The sequence below is a fragment of the Thermogladius calderae 1633 genome, from assembly GCF_000264495.1.
GTDB classification, from domain to species: Archaea; Thermoproteota; Thermoprotei_A; order Sulfolobales; family Desulfurococcaceae; genus Thermogladius; species Thermogladius calderae.
The window spans coordinates 1-17530 of sequence record NC_017954.1 but is presented as its reverse complement, the minus strand read 5'-3'; the positions used below and the strand labels follow the sequence as shown (position 1 = coordinate 17530).

The 17530-nt window shown below is 52.7% G+C and carries 22 protein-coding genes; 15 read left to right on the top strand and 7 right to left on the bottom strand.

Features of this window, described 5'->3' with window-relative positions; all coding sequences use genetic code 11:
- Positions 1 to 24 precede the first annotated feature (24 nt).
- Genes rqcH through TCELL_RS00100 form a run of 3 tightly spaced genes read right to left on the bottom strand, consistent with a single transcriptional unit; the run spans position 25 to position 3468 of the window.
- The gene (rqcH, locus tag TCELL_RS00110; protein ID WP_157864663.1) at positions 25 to 1983 is read right to left on the bottom strand and encodes a ribosome rescue protein RqcH; all 1959 of its coding nucleotides are present in this window, start codon (positions 1981 to 1983) and stop codon (positions 25 to 27) included.
- Positions 1961 to 2596 (bottom strand): SAM-dependent methyltransferase, encoded by a 636-nt coding sequence (locus TCELL_RS00105; protein WP_048162757.1) that lies wholly within the window; start codon positions 2594 to 2596, stop codon positions 1961 to 1963. The genes rqcH and TCELL_RS00105 overlap by 23 nt, the downstream gene beginning before the upstream one ends.
- On the bottom strand, positions 2581 to 3468 hold the full coding sequence (locus tag TCELL_RS00100; protein ID WP_014736694.1) for a hypothetical protein: 888 nt from the start codon (positions 3466 to 3468) through the stop codon (positions 2581 to 2583). Before TCELL_RS00100 ends, TCELL_RS00105 begins: the two co-directional genes overlap by 16 nt.
- Before the next feature lie 51 nt (positions 3469 to 3519).
- On the opposite strand from TCELL_RS00100, the gene nucS reads away from it, so the two are divergent.
- The 7 genes from nucS (at position 3520) to TCELL_RS00065 (ending at position 8247) form a co-directional block, all read left to right on the top strand.
- Entirely contained in the window at positions 3520 to 4293 is a 774-nt protein-coding gene (gene nucS, locus TCELL_RS00095; protein ID WP_014736693.1) for an endonuclease NucS, read from the top strand.
- Entirely contained in the window at positions 4286 to 4795 is a 510-nt protein-coding gene (locus TCELL_RS00090) for a class I SAM-dependent methyltransferase (RefSeq protein ID WP_014736692.1), read from the top strand. The genes nucS and TCELL_RS00090 overlap by 8 nt, the downstream gene beginning before the upstream one ends.
- A gap of 58 nt (positions 4796 to 4853) precedes the next feature.
- Complete coding sequence (locus tag TCELL_RS00085) at positions 4854 to 5135, top strand: LSM domain-containing protein (protein WP_048162753.1); 282 nt, start codon at positions 4854 to 4856, stop codon at positions 5133 to 5135.
- Positions 5136 to 5168: 33 nt separating this feature from the next.
- A complete protein-coding gene (locus TCELL_RS00080) occupies positions 5169 to 6116 on the top strand; it encodes a CBS domain-containing protein (protein WP_014736690.1) in 948 nt (315 codons plus the stop codon).
- Between the two features lie 70 nt (positions 6117 to 6186).
- A complete protein-coding gene (locus TCELL_RS00075) occupies positions 6187 to 6711 on the top strand; it encodes a Mut7-C RNAse domain-containing protein (protein WP_083829926.1) in 525 nt (174 codons plus the stop codon).
- Positions 6708 to 7382, top strand: coding sequence for a TIGR00296 family protein (locus TCELL_RS00070; protein ID WP_014736688.1), 675 nt, complete (start codon positions 6708 to 6710; stop codon positions 7380 to 7382). The genes TCELL_RS00075 and TCELL_RS00070 overlap by 4 nt, the downstream gene beginning before the upstream one ends.
- A 19-nt stretch (positions 7383 to 7401) precedes the next feature.
- Positions 7402 to 8247, top strand: a complete 846-nt coding sequence (locus TCELL_RS00065; RefSeq protein ID WP_014736687.1) for an NAD+ synthase — start codon at positions 7402 to 7404, stop codon at positions 8245 to 8247.
- On the opposite strand, the gene TCELL_RS00060 is transcribed toward TCELL_RS00065, so the two are convergent.
- Positions 8207 to 8770 carry a hypothetical protein gene (locus tag TCELL_RS00060; protein ID WP_048162751.1) on the bottom strand — a complete coding sequence of 188 codons (564 nt, stop codon included), beginning with the start codon at positions 8768 to 8770 and terminating at the stop codon, positions 8207 to 8209. The two genes, TCELL_RS00065 and TCELL_RS00060, sit on opposite strands and share 41 nt — an antisense overlap.
- Before the next feature lie 122 nt (positions 8771 to 8892).
- Here TCELL_RS00060 and TCELL_RS00055 point away from each other — a divergent pair, with 122 nt between their 5' ends.
- From TCELL_RS00055 to TCELL_RS00035, 5 genes are read left to right on the top strand one after another with little or no spacing between them, the layout of a single operon-like run.
- Complete coding sequence (locus TCELL_RS00055) at positions 8893 to 9405, top strand: hypothetical protein (protein ID WP_014736686.1); 513 nt, start codon at positions 8893 to 8895, stop codon at positions 9403 to 9405.
- 11 nt (positions 9406 to 9416) lie between these two features.
- Complete coding sequence (locus tag TCELL_RS00050; protein ID WP_157864661.1) at positions 9417 to 10388, top strand: SPFH domain-containing protein; 972 nt, start codon at positions 9417 to 9419, stop codon at positions 10386 to 10388.
- Between the two features lie 14 nt (positions 10389 to 10402).
- On the top strand, positions 10403 to 11416 hold the full coding sequence (locus tag TCELL_RS00045) for a hypothetical protein (RefSeq protein ID WP_014736684.1): 1014 nt from the start codon (positions 10403 to 10405) through the stop codon (positions 11414 to 11416).
- Between the two features lies 1 nt (position 11417).
- A complete protein-coding gene (locus TCELL_RS00040) occupies positions 11418 to 12809 on the top strand; it encodes a BRO1 domain-containing protein (RefSeq protein ID WP_048162749.1) in 1392 nt (463 codons plus the stop codon).
- A 7-nt stretch (positions 12810 to 12816) separates the two neighbouring features.
- Entirely contained in the window at positions 12817 to 13143 is a 327-nt protein-coding gene (locus TCELL_RS00035) for a hypothetical protein (RefSeq protein ID WP_048162747.1), read from the top strand.
- Here the strand turns inward: TCELL_RS00035 and TCELL_RS00030 are convergent.
- The 3 genes from TCELL_RS00030 to TCELL_RS07270 all read right to left on the bottom strand — a co-directional run bounded on the left by TCELL_RS00030 (position 13114) and on the right by TCELL_RS07270 (position 14558).
- The gene (locus TCELL_RS00030) at positions 13114 to 13416 is read right to left on the bottom strand and encodes a hypothetical protein (RefSeq protein ID WP_014736682.1); all 303 of its coding nucleotides are present in this window, start codon (positions 13414 to 13416) and stop codon (positions 13114 to 13116) included. The genes TCELL_RS00035 and TCELL_RS00030 overlap by 30 nt on opposite strands.
- A gap of 9 nt (positions 13417 to 13425) precedes the next feature.
- Positions 13426 to 13659 (bottom strand): DUF5622 domain-containing protein, encoded by a 234-nt coding sequence (locus tag TCELL_RS00025; protein WP_014736681.1) that lies wholly within the window; start codon positions 13657 to 13659, stop codon positions 13426 to 13428.
- Positions 13660 to 13733: 74 nt separating this feature from the next.
- Positions 13734 to 14558 (bottom strand): GtrA family protein, encoded by an 825-nt coding sequence (locus tag TCELL_RS07270; RefSeq protein WP_014736680.1) that lies wholly within the window; start codon positions 14556 to 14558, stop codon positions 13734 to 13736.
- A gap of 37 nt (positions 14559 to 14595) precedes the next feature.
- On the opposite strand from TCELL_RS07270, the gene udg reads away from it, so the two are divergent.
- The 3 genes from udg (at position 14596) to TCELL_RS00005 (ending at position 17511) form a co-directional block, all read left to right on the top strand.
- Complete coding sequence (gene udg, locus TCELL_RS00015) at positions 14596 to 15237, top strand: type-4 uracil-DNA glycosylase (protein ID WP_014736679.1); 642 nt, start codon at positions 14596 to 14598, stop codon at positions 15235 to 15237.
- Positions 15238 to 15449: 212 nt separating this feature from the next.
- Positions 15450 to 17282, top strand: coding sequence for an ATP-dependent DNA ligase (locus TCELL_RS00010; RefSeq protein ID WP_157864660.1), 1833 nt, complete (start codon positions 15450 to 15452; stop codon positions 17280 to 17282).
- A gap of 22 nt (positions 17283 to 17304) precedes the next feature.
- Positions 17305 to 17511 carry an ATP/GTP-binding protein gene (locus TCELL_RS00005; RefSeq protein WP_014736677.1) on the top strand — a complete coding sequence of 69 codons (207 nt, stop codon included), beginning with the start codon at positions 17305 to 17307 and terminating at the stop codon, positions 17509 to 17511.
- The last annotated feature ends 19 nt before the right edge of the window (positions 17512 to 17530 follow it).

The window sequence follows — 17530 nt, the reverse complement described above, 5'->3', positions numbered from 1 at the left end:
TTTAATAAACCAAAGATTTTATAATTAACCCCCGATCTTGACCGTTTTTACTACCACGGAGGGACCCGGTAGGCGCTCAATTATGTCGTTGACCGAGATAAACTCGCTGGCTAGCCCCCTCACGATCGAGCCGTAGACCTCCCTCGCAACAGTCTCGACGGGCTGGTTGGACGGTCTCAGAACCACGTATGACACTGTTCTGCGCTTGACAAGATCCTCGGGGCCCGCGAACAACCTGTAGTAGACCCCGTAGACGCTACTCTCTACCTTCTCGACCCCCAGTGCCAATTCGAGGGGTATACTCAGGTAGTTTCTCTTACCGTAGACCATGAACGAGCCTTTTGACAGGTACTCCCCGCTCGGGGGCGACTTGGAGACCTGGCCCCCCCTCACCCAGAACACCTCTATAGACGCTAGACCGGCCTTCCAAGCCCTCGAGTAGCAGGCGGTCAGATACGCTGCTTCGCGGATATCAGTCTCGGGCACGTCCTCGCCACGGGTCTTCACTACAACCACCGGTGCCCCGTGTACATCGGCGTGGAGGAATATGTCGCTCTCCTCCATGTACTTCCTGTATATAGTCTCGTTCTGGTCGGCGTCGCGCCCACCTATAGCCAGGAACCCGTTACTCGTAATCGTCCAGTGAAACCTCTCATACCACTCTCTAGGCCTTATCACCAGTCTGGGCTCCTCCAGTGAGGCCTCTCCAATTTGTTTCAGCTCCTCCTCCATTTCACGCTTTTTGTTCAGGGCGGTTTCGAGCTTTCTCTCCAACTCGCCGATCTTCTTTTTAATCTCGATGACGTTCCTTTTGAGGTCTAGCCTTATGTCGAGCCATACAGTAGAGTCCCCGACTTTTACGAGGACTAACCCCTTGTCGGCCTGGTAGGACTCCACGCCACTACACCTCTCCGGTACCGACTCCCAGCCTGCAGCCCTTCTGACTTCTTGGGCGCAAAGGAGTACTTGCTCAACCTGCGCGTAGTTTTCGTAAATAGTGTTCAGGATGCTCCTGTACCCATCTAAGTCTTTTTGGAAAGCCGAGATGCGTTGCTGGATCTCGTCTATGGCCTTCTTTAGTTCAGCCGCTTTCTCGCCGGCTCTCCTCAACGTAGTCTCTCTAGCAACCCTCCTCTCGTAGTGTCCGAAGAACGTGTCAACAGCAGTGTTGAAGTCTACGCCTTTGACGCTCAGCTTGTACTCCTCGATGAGGACGCTTGGCTTGAAAGAAGTGTACAGGAGAGGCTCATTGGACGTGGCATAAACCAGGAAGCCGTTGCCGTTCTCGGCCTCTTTTACTACCTCGTTGTACGATTCGGTTAAGTTCTCGAGGTCCTTGTGCGCGATGTTGGCAGGCTTCGTGTTTTTTGACTCGAATAGCCCGGACCTGAAAGCAAGTTCTTCGGCGACGTAGCCTGGTAGACCCCAACCACGGGTCAGCCCTTTGACTAGGGTGTCGTGCTCTAGGAGAACCTCCACGAGCCTCTCGGAGTAGGGGGGCAGCCCTCGTGCGGGAGGAGGTTGGTACTTTACACCCCGCTTTACAACTCTGTCCCTAAGCTCCATTTGTTTAGATGCGAACAAGATCCTCTCCTCGTAGTTCGCTATTACGACAACGCCTCGTGGTAGAAGCTCAATAAACATGCTGTACTTTTCAGACCCCCTGGCGAGCTCTACTCTTAGTACCCTCTCCCAACCAACCTGTCTGACACCGAGGACCTTAACGTTGTCGAGATGCTTCCTCACGAATATTGCTAGAGGGTCTACCTTCTTTTCAGAGGGCACTATATTCGACAGGTGGAACCTAACGCCTGGTTCCAGCTTAATGTTCACCACACCCTCCCTGCACCTGACCTTCGCCAACCAGTAGAACTGAACCCTGTAGAAGTTGTCGAGGTAGCAGTCCTTGAGCCTGTCGTTGTAGAGCCTGGCCGCAACATACACGTCTATGACATCCATGCTATTTTTCTCTAGACCCCTCACCGTATACCTCCTCCACGATCTCTGGGGGTAAACGTCTGTACCTAATGTAGTACTCCAGCCCGGGCGCCAGGAGAGGCCTGCCTTCAACTAGCGGGTAGCGGTATGGGAGGTACACATAGCCGTGGTCGGTTTCCACGGTGACGCCGTCGACGAACCCCAGCCCCGTAAGCCCCCTGTTCCTGAACAAATACATGATGTAGTAAACAGTGCCGTCTATGCTGAACTGTTGCTCACCAATGTTTCTAGCCTCGCATTCGGGGAGCTTCGACGTAATATAGGTATAAGTTCTCCTCCGGGGCGGGTGATCGCCGAGGATACCGCCCACTACGAAGTACCGAGCGCGTAGGAAGTCCTCGTATTCGATTCTTCGAGACGCTCTGGGGTCCAGTATGATCACCTCGCTCGCTTTTAGGACGCCGCTCTTTACCAGTCTCACCACGCTCTCGTTGACGACCCTTCCATACCTGCTGAGCAGTCTTGTGTAGTTTGGGGGCACGTTCGTGAAGACCAAGTTCTCCCTTCCAGCGATAGCACTGGCGTGCCTGTACTCTAAGATCAGCCATGGGCTCAGGGCTTCCTCGAGGTGTTCAATCACTATTACCGGCGACCCCACAGCTCCCTCCTCCTCGCTTCAAGCTGGTTTACAGGTTGGTTCATGTACTCTGCGGCCGTTGTTAGCCTGACACGCACGCCTCTCAACGATAATGCTCTCTCTACCGTCTCAAAAACCCACCTGTAGTCAAGGTCTCTGAGGAGGTGGTGGTCAACTATGATCGTGGACTCATCCGGCAATGAGGAGGCCACTTCGAGCAGTCCCCGGACGCCTTTCTCTATTTCGGGCTCGGGCGTTTTCAGGTCTCTCAAATAGGTGGGGGGCCCGCTAATAATTAGAACGTCGGGCCTCGCCTTTTTTAGGAACTCGACACCCGCGTTGGACATCGGGCCCTGCGCGTCGCTCGCGTGTACAAGGACTTTCCCGCCCGCTCTTACAACTGTGTAGACCAAGTAACCTAGTCTCGTGTTCTCCGACCCGTGTGGAAGTGGAGGCGAGAACTCTATGGTTAGGTCTCGATCGATCCTGAAAGACCTGCCGTCGGCGATCTCGAGGCTTCTGACCTTGCCTGATACCCCTCTCGTCACGAACAAACCGTACGCCCTCGCTCTTTGGCTGAAGTTGACATTCCTCGTGAAGTCTTTTGCTAGGACGACTTTACCGTTGTAGAGGTCTTCCTCGCCCTTCCTGTACAAGAAGTGGTCTCTGTGGTAATGGCTCACGACGACGTACTCCGCTTCTATCATTAGACTCCTTATTTCGTGTAGAGCCCTGTCTAAGGCTTCCAGCTCGACCCCGTGTGGCGGTAGACCAAATCTGCGGGGTGCCAGGTTCGCGCCGGGGTCAACAAATATCGTAACGCCGTTCACGTCGATAAATGTCGCCATACCCCTTGTTCCCATACTATCGAAGCCTATGAGCCGCACCTTCATCTAGACCACTTAAATAAGCACACTCACGATACTCTATTCTGGTCGCCTGGATTGATAAAGGCGATTAAAGAGCCAGACTTGGAGTCCGCGTTGAAAGAAGTAGTCGACGCTCTTAGGTCTAAGGAGGTGCTCCTCCTTATCGGCGAGTGCGAGGTCGAGTACGAGGGCAGGGGTTATACGAGGCTCTCTGCGGGGGAGAGAGTGGTCGTAGTCAAGAGTGACGGGTCTCTAATAGTCCACCGGCCAACTGGTTTCCAACCGGTCAATTACCAGCCTAGAACCGACCTCGTAGAGGCTTGGATCGAGCCGGATGGGAGGCTCTCGTTGGTCGCAGTGAGAGATAAGCCCAGAGAAGTATTGAAAGTAACTTTCACCAAAGTCGACGTACTGGTAAGAGGTAGGCTGGCGGATAGAGGGGAGTTCTTAGCGTACTTCGACGAGGCGGAGGTCAGGGACTACCTGTTCGAGAACCCGAGTGTTCTCGGGGAGACCATAGAGGTGTTGGCGAGGGAGGTCAGGACTGGCATGGGGGTGGTCGACATATTGGCCAGAGACGCAGAGGGTAGGTACGTGGTTGTCGAGGTCAAGCGCGGCACGGCCACTAAGGACGCTGTTTACCAACTATACAAGTATGTTGCGGCCCTCGAGAACGAGAGAGGCAGCAGGCCTCGCGGAATACTGGTGGCCCAGTCCTTTACCCCCGCAGCGATCGAGCTGCTCAGTAGGCTGGGGCTCGAGTGGAGGTACATCGACGCGAAGAAGGTCTTAGAGTACCTCAAGAGGCGGGGTAGGCTTGGAGGGCTGTCGAAGTACCTCAGTGGCTGAGCTGTACGATTTGACCGCGCAATCTTACGACACTCTATATAGAGAAGAGCAGTACTCGAAGTACGGGTTCATCGAAGAGAAGGGGCTACTCGGCGGCTACAAGAGAGTGTTGGACGCAGGGTGCGGCACTGGCCTACTGTACAGCTACATGGTGGAGAGGGGCCTAGACGACTTCAGAATCTATGTATGCCTAGACGCAAGCGAGGGCATGATTAGAATAGCGGCTTCCCGGTCAAGCGACCCGAGGTTTATACCTGTCGTGGCCTACATAGAAAACACCCCCGCGGTAGACAAGTACTTTGACGTCGCCTACTCGGTCACCGTGTGGGACAACTTGGAGGACAGGAGTAGGGCGTTGAGCGAGCTGAGAAGGGTGGCGAAAGTCGTGGTCGTGACCCGGCACCACAAGTCTCGCTCGGAGCCGCCCCCGGCTTTGGATGGGGCTATCCGCGAAATAGGTTTCAGGGTCGACTACTTCTACGTTGCCTCAGGCGACAGATAGTTTAAAACGCCGCAATAGTGAATAATGTCTTTGATGGCCTTGTCAACGAGGTGGTCGATTGAGTAACCAACCAAGAGGCGTAAGAAACCCATCTCCACTCAAGGTGTTGAGGAGCGCAATAAACCAGATAGTCCTCGTCCGGGTTAAGGACGGTAACGAGTACATAGGGAACCTGGAGATGGTGGATCCAACCATGAACGTGGTGTTAAGCGACTGCGAGGAGACATCAGCAGACGGCAAGCCCATCGCGCGCTACGGTAAAGCACTGATCAGAGGTAGCCACATCGTATTCGTAAGCGTGAACTACGGGCAGGTGGCACCAGAGAGAGTAGCAATTTAAGGTTATTTGTTTGAAAAGCGGACTATATTCTAGGTGAAGAGCATAGGCGTACGGGCCGTAAAGCCGAGGAGGAGACAGGACCACTACCGGTGGCTCAGGAGCGACGGATCCCCGAACTTCTCGGACAAGATATACAAGGTCGAGGGAGAACTCGAGATCATCGCTAGTAAACCAGTGGCCAAAATCCCTCCTACAGCCCCAGTTATTAAAGCAGTCGAGGAGATGTCAAAGGGTTTCAGGGGTCTGGTAGTCTCCCAGAGAGACACCGTAGATGGGTTATTGTTGGCTACTCATGTCGTGAACTACCTGGGCGGCGGGAGCCTACACAAGATCGTGGAGCACAAGCATGGCTTCAACATCTACTCAGCTCTCAATAGGGAGCCTGTGGAGTCGATCCACGAGAGGAACGTCGTCACGGCGAGATCAGACGAGAGGATATACGACGCCCTATACAAGATGGTGGTCTACAACGTCGGCTTTCTACCCGTTGTGAACAGAGAAGGGCGCGTAGTGGGTGTTCTGACCGAACACGACTTGGTTAAGAGGCTATCGGTGATCTACGAGTCCGGTATAAGAGCTTCTCAGGTAATGTCCTCACCCGTCCTCACTATAGGTGCCCGCGAGACTCTCAAGAAGGCCATGGAGAAAATGATCTCTGCTGGGTTTAGGCGTCTACCCGTGCTCGAGGGCAATAGTGTAGTCGGCATAGTCACAGTAATGGACATAATCAAGTACTACGGAGGACACGAGGCTCTCAAGAGAAGTACAACCGGGGACATCAGAGAGGCCAACTCGGTCGAGGTAAGAGAGGTGATGAGGGAGAAGATTGTCGCGGCAGAGCCTTACACGGACCTCAGCGAAGTAGTGAGGTTGATGGAGGCAAACAACGTCAGCAGCGTTCTTATAGTCGATAAGAACGGTGTTTTACAGGGGATTGTCACGGAGCGAGACATACTCTACGCCATAACTGCGGCAAGGTGAGGCACAAGAATAATAAAGCTGGGTAGACGTAGTGGGATATAACCTATTAGAATCAGCTCAGTGATAGAGCTTGAGTGAAGACGAACCGAGGTTTATTGCTGACACAATGCTAGGCAGTATTGCCAGGTGGCTCAGGATACTTGGATACGATGTCGTGTACGACAGGAGGTACGAAGACTGGCAGATACTAAAGATCGCCAGGGACGAAGACCGAGTAGTGGTCACGAGAGATAGAGCACTCCACCACAAGGCACTAAAGAACGGTCTGAAGAGCGTCTACGTAGAGAACCCCGGAGACATCCCCAAGAGCCTGGCTGTAATAGCGTTGTTGACAAACATCAGGCTCGCGGTAGACTTCGAGAGAACAAGGTGTCCTCTTTGTAACGGAGAGTTGGTCAAGGTAAACAAAGAGAGGGTTAAGGGCAAGGTGCCGGATAGGGTTTACAGCCTGTACAACGACTTCTGGGTCTGCACGAGGTGCGGTAACGTGTACTGGGTTGGATCACATTGGAGAACGATCGAAAGTACCTTGACCAGGGCGCGAGAAATCTATAACGAGCTGTCGAAGATATATAGGATCAAGGTGTCTCCATGAGCGTTGTGTCGCCGTCCGAGCTGACTTTCGAGGAAGGAGTACTGCTGGTGAAGATCGCAAGGGAAGCAGTTGAGAACATTGTCAGGTTCAACAAGAAGATCAAACCCTCTACAGATATCCCCGGTAAATTCCGTAGACCTGGTATGACCTTCACTACCCTGGAGATCGTGGATAGCCAGGGCAGGTTCAGCCTGAGGGGTTGTATAGGCTTCTTGGCCCCCGTCTATAGCCTTGTAGACTCCTTGATCGAGAGCGCTGTCAGTGCCGCGGTAAACGATCCACGCTTCCACCCCGTCGAGCCGTGGGAGCTGGACAGCATAGTCGTGGAAGTCTCCGTCCTGTCCCCGCCGGTAGAGCTAAAGGCGGGGAACCGGGCAGACCTCGTTAAGCAAGTAAAGATAGGCAGGCACGGCCTGATAGTCGAGTACGGAAGGTTCTACCAGGGGACTCTACTGCCCGAGGTACCAATCGAGTACTGCTGGGACGAGGAGACGTTTCTCAGCGAGACGTGCCTGAAGGCTGGTTTGAGACCGACGTGCTGGCTGAACCCCGCGGTGAAGGTCTACGCCTACGAGGCCAGGGTGTTCAGGGAGAGGGCGCCGAGAGGAGAGGTAGTCGAGAGGAGCCTGGAGGAGGAGTACTCGAGGAACTGCCTTAGAGAGCGGCTCTAGTAAAGGTGGCTGCTAGTATATGGTATCTAGAGGGGTCCCTACGATCAGCGTTGAGGACCTCCTGAAATTCCCCCTGGAGAAGACGGTCGCTGAAATAACCGATGGGATAAGGGGGTTTCTAGCCGAAACGGGCAGAAGGCTGTTGGTAATAGGGGTGAGCGGGGGCCTAGACTCCTCTGTTGCGTTAACTCTACTGGCAAAGTCTGTACCTAGAGACAGGATTCTAGCGCTTGTAATGCCCGATACCAGGGTGAACAAGCCGAGTGACACAGTAGACGCCGTGGAGCTAGCAGGCTCTCTCGGTGTGAGCTATAGGGTTATCCCGATAGACTCGATTGTGGACTCGTACCTCGTACTACCCGGTATTAGCGGGAGGGAGAGGGTCCCCTTAGGAAACCTCAGGGCTAGAATCAGAATGAGCATACTCTACCTCTACGCCAACGCTCTGAACGGCGTTGTGATTGGAACAAGCGACAGAAGCGAGCTGTTAATCGGCTATTTCACGAAGTACGGCGACGGGGCGAGCGACTTCCTCCCGCAGGCCTCGCTTTACAAGACCCAACTTAGGCGACTCGCCCGCTACCTGGGTCTCCCCGAGAAAATAGTCAGTAAGCCGAGTAGCCCGGCACTTTGGGAGAACCACTACGCCGAAGAGGAGTTGGGTATGAAGTACGAGGACATTGACAGGGTGTTGTACGCATTGTTTGACATGAGAATGGGTGTTGAGGAGGCAGCTAACGCCACAGGATTGCCAGTTAGTGTCGTGGAGAGAGTACTAAGCCTTCACAGGTCGACCAGGCACAAGAGGCAGGGTTTCAGGTACGTCAGGTTAAGCTGGGTTGAAGACCCCCTTCCTGAGATATGACCTCTCTTACCTCTCTCCTCTCCTGCTTACGCAGTACGGCGATGTTGAGCCCGGCCAGTTCCTTCTCTACATAGACCACGCCCTCGTTAATGTACAACCACGCCGAGAGGAAGGGGGAGGTGATCGCGTTGAAGTATACAGAGCAACCGTCTATTCTGATCTTGATGTTCGCGGACTTGTACGAGTACTTGTAGTTCAACTTAGTGATCACGTCTTTGTTTACAGTGACCGAGATTATCATGGGCTTCGAGTAGCCGTACAGTACGTTGTCCTCTATGATGAAGTCCTCCCTCTCGATCCTCGTGTTAACGGTCATATCGCCGGACTCGACTGTTACCAAGTCGCCCTCGTCGACAACCCTCAAATCCCCGAAGACCTGCCCGCTAAGCTTGAATACGCCGGGCCCAATCTCGACGGTGAAGCTCCCAGTACCTTTCACCGACAGTTGAGTCGCATTAAATCTCCTGTCGTCTACCTCCACGAGCGTCGACACTACGTTTATCCTGTGAATGGGAGGTGTCATTACGAATTCCGTGTATGACTTATGGTCTCCTACACCTATTAAACCTCACGCGACCGCTACGTAGACGAGGTAGGAAAGTTAATATTGGGTGGATACACTTGAATTTGTTGAAAGTGAATCCTATGTCTGGCGGGACAGGACCAGACACCAGGTTATACGAGAAGCTACTGGCGATTTTCCCGGGGTACAGGGGGTACAAGGAGAAAGAGCTCCTGAGAGAGACGGATAGGGTTGTTAGGGAGAGGATATACATATTATTGAAAGAGCTCGAAGAACACCTCAAGAGGCTCTACTCGAGGGCTGCGCTCCTACAGGCTACTCCTAGCGACGCGACCCTCATGGAGTCCGTCATCTACAGAGTGGACTCGGTCGCAGAGAAGGTCAGACACGCACCTCACGGGTACAAGCCGTTGTTCAATGTAGTGAAAGTCGACGAGGAGAAACTAAGGAAGCTCCAGGAGTACGACCTGTCTCTGGGTGAGCGGGTCATAAGGCTTCTAAACGAAGTGAAGGAGAGGTCTGGTAAGGCGTCTAGCTTAGACGAAGTACGAGGGCTATTCGACTACGTCGCCGGCGAGCTAGAAGAAGTAGAAGACCTGGTTAATAGCAGAGAGAACTACATCCTGCTACTGTAGAGGTGGTCCCGGTGTCCGGTAGGCAAACCAATGTAATAGAGTGGGTTAACCCAGGTCCTGACGACATCCTCTGGGTGTACCCGAGCGAGGACATTAGGTGGGGTAGCGTAGTCGTGGTCCACGAGTACGAAGTAGCTGTCTTTATGAGGGACGGGAAGGTCTACGACGTGCTACCCCCGGGGAGACATTTTCTGACGACGCAGAACATTCCGTTGCTGACAAAGGCCTACAACCTTGTCATGGGCTACGGGGAGACACCCTTCAAGGCTAGAGTGGTGTTTGTTTCGACCAAGCAGTTTAGGGGTAGGTTCGGCTTATCAACGAGGGTTAAGCTGGGCCCCCGCACTCTCTACATGACCGAGCTTCAGATGTACGGTGACTACTGGTTTAGGGTGGTAGACCCCGCTCTATTCTTGACCCAGATAGCAGGGGCAGCCCCCTCTCTGACGACACCCGCGGTCACAGAGTTCTTGAGGTCTTACTTCGTCGAGCTATTCATGCAGGAGATATCGAGGTATACAGCCATAGACGTGTACACTAGTCTCAGGGACATCGAGGTGAAAGTGAAGTCGGGGAACGTCTACGAGGCGTTCAAGAGTAGGGGGCTGGAACTGGTCGATGTAAAGATAGCCGGGGTCTCTCTACCGCAGTTGGAGAAGATGGAGAAAGAAGACCCCACCTACGGGCTACCACTGTTGATCGCGATACAAAAAGGGGACGAGGACAAGGTCCTGGAGATTATAAGGACCGTGGAGAGCCTGCGAGCCCTGGGAAGGTCGCCGGGTGTCGGGGTACTCGGAGCACTTGTCGCTCTCCCGAGCGTTATGCAACCGGTGACTCAACAGGCACAACAACCGAAGGAGGGCAAGCCCGTTATAGAGAAGTTGAGGGAGCTGAAGAAGATGTTAGACGAGGGCTTGATAACTCAAGAAGAGTACGAGAGGCTGAAGAAAGAGCTTCTCGAGGAGTTCAAGAGAGAGTAGTGTGAGGTACCACCTTGTTAAAGTTCTGGAAGAGCGACCGAGAAAAGTTCGAGGAAGAAATGAGTAAAGCATTCGACGCTAGGAATAAGGGGAAGATCGACGACGCGATAGAGCACTTCATGAAAGCCTACGAGATCGCCGCTAAGTCTAAAGAGGAAAATCTGAGAGGCATCGTAAACGTACCTCTTTCATACGCGCTAGTCTACAAGGCGTTGTCCACGGGCAGACCGAGTGACATTGAAGAAGCCCGAAAGGCCGTCTCGTCTTTGCCGCCCGACTCTGAGCTCGACTTGGCTTTACCCAAGAAGGTGAAAGCGGGCGAGCTCGCCGAGGACTTCAAGTACCTAGCCCTACTTTACAGCACGCCCGAGATCAACCTGTCAAAACTGTCCAACTACAGTCCCGGGGACGCGTCTAAGCTCGAAGAAGTAGGTAAGGTATTCGTTTCTGCTGGTAGTAGGAAGTTCGTTATCGAGGACTTGGTAAAAATCCATGACACTTTTGAGTCTATAGGCTACAAGCTACTTGCCTTCTCAAAGATGATAACCGCTAAGCAGCTGGAAGAGGAGGACCCCGACAAGGCCGTAGAGGTCTACTCGGAGGCGCTAGGGTATCTCGGATTAGCCGCTAACGTCGACGAGTTTGTTAAAAGAGTGAATGACAGGATAAACAAGCTGAGCAAGGCCACTCGTTGCTGGATCTGCGGTAGGCCTATTCAGGGCGAGGAGGTTCATTTTCTATATCTGGACACTTTCACAACGAAGTACATCCTCAAAAAATATAGTGGCGAAGACGAGTTGATGATGCGCGAAGGTAAGGTCGCTGTTTGTGCAGTGTGCTACGGCACGATATACATGTTGAGCGACAAGATCTCGAAACGTTACTACGAAAGAGCAATGGAGGAAATGAGGAGGCTTGAAGAGAGGTTAATGGCACAGATATCGGCTTTAAGGGCAGAGATCGAAATGCTAAGGGTCTCTGTATCTTCTATTAGAGTGGGGTATAGGAGGAGTGGCCCAGACATTTAAATTGAGATGCTCTAATTGTGGAGCTCCTCTCCCTCAGCCTAAGCCCGGTGAGGAGTATGTTAGGTGCGAGTACTGTGGTTACTGGAACAAGATCGTAGACACGGAGAACTATACTTCGCGGCTACTCGAAGAAGTCAAACAGTGGATCTCCAGCCTGGTCCCTAGGCAGGTCGTTTCTTCTTCTACAGCAGACATGGTCGCGAGGCACCACTTGTTCCAAGCTTACATTAAGCCGAGGTTAACCCCGAGACTGGCAACAGCTAAAGCGGAGTTCTACAGGACTATAAGCCTTGGGCTGGTAGACGTTAAAGGTCTATTGAGAAGACAGGAGCCCGGTGACCCCAAGCGCTACTTCGAGGAGTCCTTCAAGCTCTCTGCTTTGAGCGAGCTGGCGGGGTCAGACGAGGACCTAAGCCTCGTGAACACTGCGGCCGGCTACTTCAGCGCGGTCGCCCACCTTAACAACGCCCTGGTGAACGCGGCAGGCGAGAACTACTCCGAGGCGGCGAGGAACCTTGAGGAGGCAGCGAAGGTGTTGGACTCTATAGGTGAACCCAGAATTGCCCAGAGAGTCAAGGCCGTGAGCGGGGTCTATAGAGCCCTCGCGGAGGTCAAGAGCAGAGACCCCGCCGCTTCTTCCACATTGATCAGAGGTCTCGACACAGTTGACCCCTCCGATAGGCTTGGTGTTGAAGTAGTGAAGGTTATAGTGGACTGGTCGAATACGTGGTTTCAGCACGGTAGAGACCCGTTTGAACCCTACATTAAGACCGTAGAGTTTATCAAGAGCTACAGGGGGCTGAGTGGCAAGCCCATCGGGGAGGACTTCGTCGAACTGTTAAGCGAGTACTCGAGGATACACTACGCGAAATTAGGGGCGGGGAAAGTCCGCTACATGCAGGGGGCAGGAGACGCCCTCGTTCCCTTCTACTTCTCAAAGGTAACTGTCACGGCCGTGTCGGGAGGGCTTTTAAGCAAGAGGGGGGAGGCTATAGACTTCAACACTCTAGTACCAGCCTCTACACCCCTAACCAACCCACCAGTGGTAGACGTTGACTTCATGTCCAAGGCTAAGGGCAAGGACTTAAGAGAGAAGGTAAAAGCCTTCAACACCTCCTGCGTCGAGCCAGTGGTCAAAGGGCTGAGAGACGACTACTTGAGCTCGAGTCTCCGCGTATTACCGCCGTTGACGCCTAGGAGTGTCGCCGAGAGGTACTACTACGAGTATTGGAAAATGTGGGGGCCTAAGTTTAAGGCCACCAATATAGCGGTAGAGGTCGGTGACTTGGTATACGTCCCCGGTGTATTGAAAGAGAGCTACATTGAAGTGTGCGGTGGAGTGATGAGACTCTTTATAAGGGACACGTCTATGCTGAATAAGGTGGTGGTCTAGTATACCTGTGAGGTACAAGCCCCTATACGACTTCCTGGCGCTCGTGCTCAGCCTCATTGTAGGTATCGTCTCATCGTATACAATGCCACTGACTCAGTCTGTGGAGGCTGGACTACTAGTCCTCTCCTTGTGGCTTGCACTGACCGGGCTTTTGTTGGAGAAGGAGCCCTCCGTGTACGTCTCTCGGAGAACCGTTAGGGGCTCACTCGGTGTTATACTGTTCTCTCTTTCAATAGCGGGCCTCCTGCCTATGGACATGAGAGCTAAGGCCCTTGTAGTTGTCGCAGGGCTCGGCTTTTCTGGGTTATACGCCTACGTGCTCGAGAGAGGCTAATCTGGCGGCCTTCTTCCTCAGTTTTTCCACGAAGTCGTCCAAATCGGTCGATACGATGTACAACCCTTCTGGCTGGTACTCTAGGGATGAGCAGTCCGTCGACGCGGCCTTCGAGAACAGGCTTATCTTACCGACCAATAAGTTGTCCTCTATCTCGAAACAAAGAATGTATCTAGGTTCCCCTCTCTCGTACAAGATAAACAACTTGTACTCTCCTTGATCCTCCTCGTAAACCTTGCCGAAAAACCTGCTCAACTTGCTCTTTAGGGACAAGAACTACACCTAGACTGCGTCTACAAGCCTCCTTACTTCGTCCGGCAGGTCTTGTCCCTTCACGACAACGGCTGAGGCTGGAGGTTTTCTCGTCTTGAACGGAAGGACCACGTAGTTCTGCGGGTTGTTGAAGTCGCCACTACTCTTACCCTTCTTACCAAACCTTACTTTGAGTAGTCTAACCTTAACGTAGAAGCCGTCGGCTCTTTCGACGTAGATGAACTTGCCGTGTTTCAGCCCCATGGGTAGGCACCTTTAAGTAGTTGATATATTTACGGCTTTTAAACAGGCTCCACTGGGCGAGTCCACGGTCTCGCCTACTTCCAGGCGTAGTACCTGCTGATCATGTAGTTGGCTGCAAAGCCTGTTACAATGCCTGCCAATAGACTCACCGTGTAGTTTACACCGAACACGACCGTCCCCAAGTAAACTAGAAACAATTGGGTAATCAAGCTCGCCACTGAGGATACGTGGAATTTGAGGAGCCTGCCGAAGACCCTGTGGGGTTTCTGCTTTGCTAGGTCTCCAAACGTCCAGTGTTCGTGTAGATTGAAATTCCACAGCGTACTAGCCTCGAAACCAACGAACGTCGATAAAATAGCGTTAGCGATCCCCAGGTAGTATAGTAGGCTGGCGACAAGAAGGTTTACCAGAGTACCTGTGAACCCCACAAAACCGAACTTAAACAACCTCAACGGCTCTTTCAAGAGCATTTTAAGAGGACTCGGGAGCTTACCGACGATGTAGCTGTACAGTGTCGACATGTCAACCTTGTAGTCTACGTAGACGACGCCAAGGTTTTTTGTCACAGAGCCGGGCTTCCCTATAAACCCGAAAACATCGCGCGGGTCACCGTACACCCCCACTACTCCTTTTACGCTCCCCGCACCAAGCGAGTCGCACACCGGCTTCAAGGGGGAGACAGCCCTTACAATGATAGTAGCGTCCTCTGTGATCGTGCTAAGCATTTCAGCGATCTTCACCGCGTCTCTCTCGCTGACGAACTCAGCTAGGAGGAGGACTTTTTCCGCGACACCCCCACTATGGAACAAACTAGATTGACCGTCCTCGGGGCCGTCTAATCCTCTCTTCTGCGAACAGTCGACTTTCACAACCTTAATCGGGGCCCTTATAGCGCTCACACCACAGTTTATCAACAGTCGACACCGATATTTTAACATGAACAAGGTGTTCTGCTTGGAAGACGGTTGGGAGAGGTTGATACACGAGATCGCCTCTTGTACAAAATGCCCGCTTCACTTAAGCAGGAAAAACCCCGTTCCGGGAGAGGGTGACGTGAACTCCCCTGTTCTCATAGTCGGTGAAGCTCCTGGTAAGACAGAGGACGAGACTGGCAGGCCTTTTGTGGGTGCTGCTGGACAATTTTTGACAGAGCTACTCTATTCCATAGGTGTGGACAGGAGTAAGGTATACATAACCAATGTAATCAAATGCCGACCACCAGAAAACAGGGATCCCACCGACGAGGAGATCGCAGCGTGCTCGCCGTACCTCATAAGGCAGATCAAACTACTAAAGCCCAAGGCTATCATTGCGTTGGGGAGGCACTCGGCGAGGTACTTGTACCAGTTAGCAGGCCTTAAGTGGACTAACATGACGCGTGAACACGGTAAAGTCAAGTCGGTCGAGATACTAGGTCTGAGGGTGAAGCTAGTGGCAACGTACCATCCAGCATCAGCCTTATACAACCCTGGGTTACGCGAGGAGATCGAGAAGGACTTTAAAGGGTCGATCAAACAAGTGGTCGAGGAGGCCTTCGGTAAGCAGGCTGAAGGCCTTCTTAAGTATATGAAAAAGTAGCCCTACCCGGGTATCAGAGTAACACTGACATATCATAGCATGGGCTCAATCTTGCCGGGTAGTCATCATCAAGATATCATAAGGGCGTGTTAGTCTTTATTTACGTTACAGTGTCGTCGAGGCATTTAGACGGGAGTTGTAACCAGCTTAAATCTATTAACGGCTTTTAGAGAATATTATACTGCGGAAAACAGCGGGTACGGTGATTTTGCTTGAGTAGTACGAGTGACTTACCTTTCAAAGTGCTTGCAGACACTTTTGAGTCTCTAGAGAGCATTACTGCCAGGACTCAGATGGTCAATATCCTGGTCGCCCTTTTGAAGAAGACGCCCGCTGAGATCATCGACCGGGTCGTGTACATAATCGAGGAGAGGTTGTGGCCCGACTGGAAGGGCCTGCCCGAGCTGGGGGTAGCCGAGAAGTCGATCATCAGGGCTATTGCTGTAGCGACGGGTCAGAGCGACGACGTAGTAGAGAGGACTGCGAAGACTTTAGGCGACCTAGGCAAAGCCGCTGAGTCCCTGATCTCAACTGTGAGAGAAAAGCAGAAGAGAACCACTTCGCTACTGTCTTTCGTGACTTCTAGGAGAGAGCTAACGGTGTCTAGGGTCTACGACACGTTTGTCAGGATCGCAATGGCGCAGGGCGAAGGAAGTAAAGACATTAAGATTAGGCTTTTGTCCGGCTTGTTAGCGGAGGCGTCTCCTAAGGAAGCGAGGTACATAGTCAGGTTCGCCGAGGGGAAGCTTAGGCTTGGTGTAGGCGAGGCAACTTTAATGGACGCCCTGGCGGTGGCCTTCGGGGGAGGCTCCTTTGCGAGGCCTATTATTGAAAGGGCATACAACCTCCGGGCAGACTTAGGCGAAGTCGCGAGAGTAGTAGCAACGAAGGGCATCGAGGAACTGAAGGCTCTTAAACCAGTGGTAGGAATACCGATTAGGCCCATGCTCGCCGAGAGGCACAACAACCCCAAGGAGATACTGGAGAAGGTAGGTGGTGTAGGCTTTGTCGAGTACAAGTACGACGGGGAGAGGGCACAAATACACAAGAAAGGAGACGAGGTAGTCATATTCTCGAGAAGGCTGGAGAACATCACTCACCAGTACCCCGACGTTGTGGACTACGTCAAAAGAGGTGTTAAGGCGGAAGAGGCCATAGTCGAGGGCGAGATCGTCGCAATAGACCCAGATACAGGCGAGTTCAAACCGTTCCAGGAGCTAATGCACAGGAAGAGGAAGCACGACGTAATGTCCGTGGTGAAGGAGATCCCCGTTAGGGTCTATTTGTTCGACTTACTCTACCTCAACGGCGTTGACTACACTGTTAAACCGTTGCCCGAGAGGAGAAAGGCTCTAGAAGAAGTTATCGAGAAGAATGAGGGTCTTGACATAGCAGAGTACATCACAGCGAAGAACCCAGTCGAGTTAGAGAAGTTCTTCATGGGGGCTATAAGCGACGGTGCGGAGGGGGTGATGGTCAAAGCAATCCACAAGGACTCGATCTACCAGGCTGGTACACGTGGTTGGCTTTGGATCAAGTTCAAGAGGGACTACAGGAGCGAGATGATAGACACGGTAGACCTTGTAGTAGTCGGGGCTTTCTACGGCAGGGGCCGTAGGGGCGGTAAATTCGGTGCCCTGCTCATGGCAGCGTACAACGAGGAGAAGGACGTCTTCGAGACCGTCTGCAAAGTGGGGAGTGGCTTCACAGACGAGGATCTGAACCAGCTACCCGACCTACTAAAGCCCTACATTGTGGACAAAAAGCCGGCGCGAGTGGTATCTAACATCCAGCCAGACGTCTGGGTTGTACCGAAGTTGGTCGCCGAGATAATAGGTGCAGAGCTAACCCTTTCACCACTCCACACTTGTGCGGTGGGCAAGGTTAGGGGTGATGCCGGTATCTCTATAAGGTTCCCACGCTTTATCAGGTGGAGAGACGACAAGAGCCCCGAGGACGCTACTACTTCAAACGAGCTCTTCGAGATGTACAAGAACCAGTTAAAGAAGATCGCCGAGAAGCCCGGGGAAGGAGAAGCTACTTAAAACAGTTTTTTCCTAACCCTGGGTGGAGGACGTGGTGGTGATAGCGGTTTTTACCGGTGTCGCTGGTTCCGGCAAGTCTACTCTGATAGCATCGTACTACAAGTGGTTGAAGAGGAGCCTGGTAACTAGGGTCGCCGTCGTAAACCTGGACCCTGGTGCAGAGGTGTTGCTGTACAGGCCAACTCTAGATATAAGAGGCTGTTTCCGATTAAATGATAAATTTAAATAGTTTTAATTACTTCTAATTA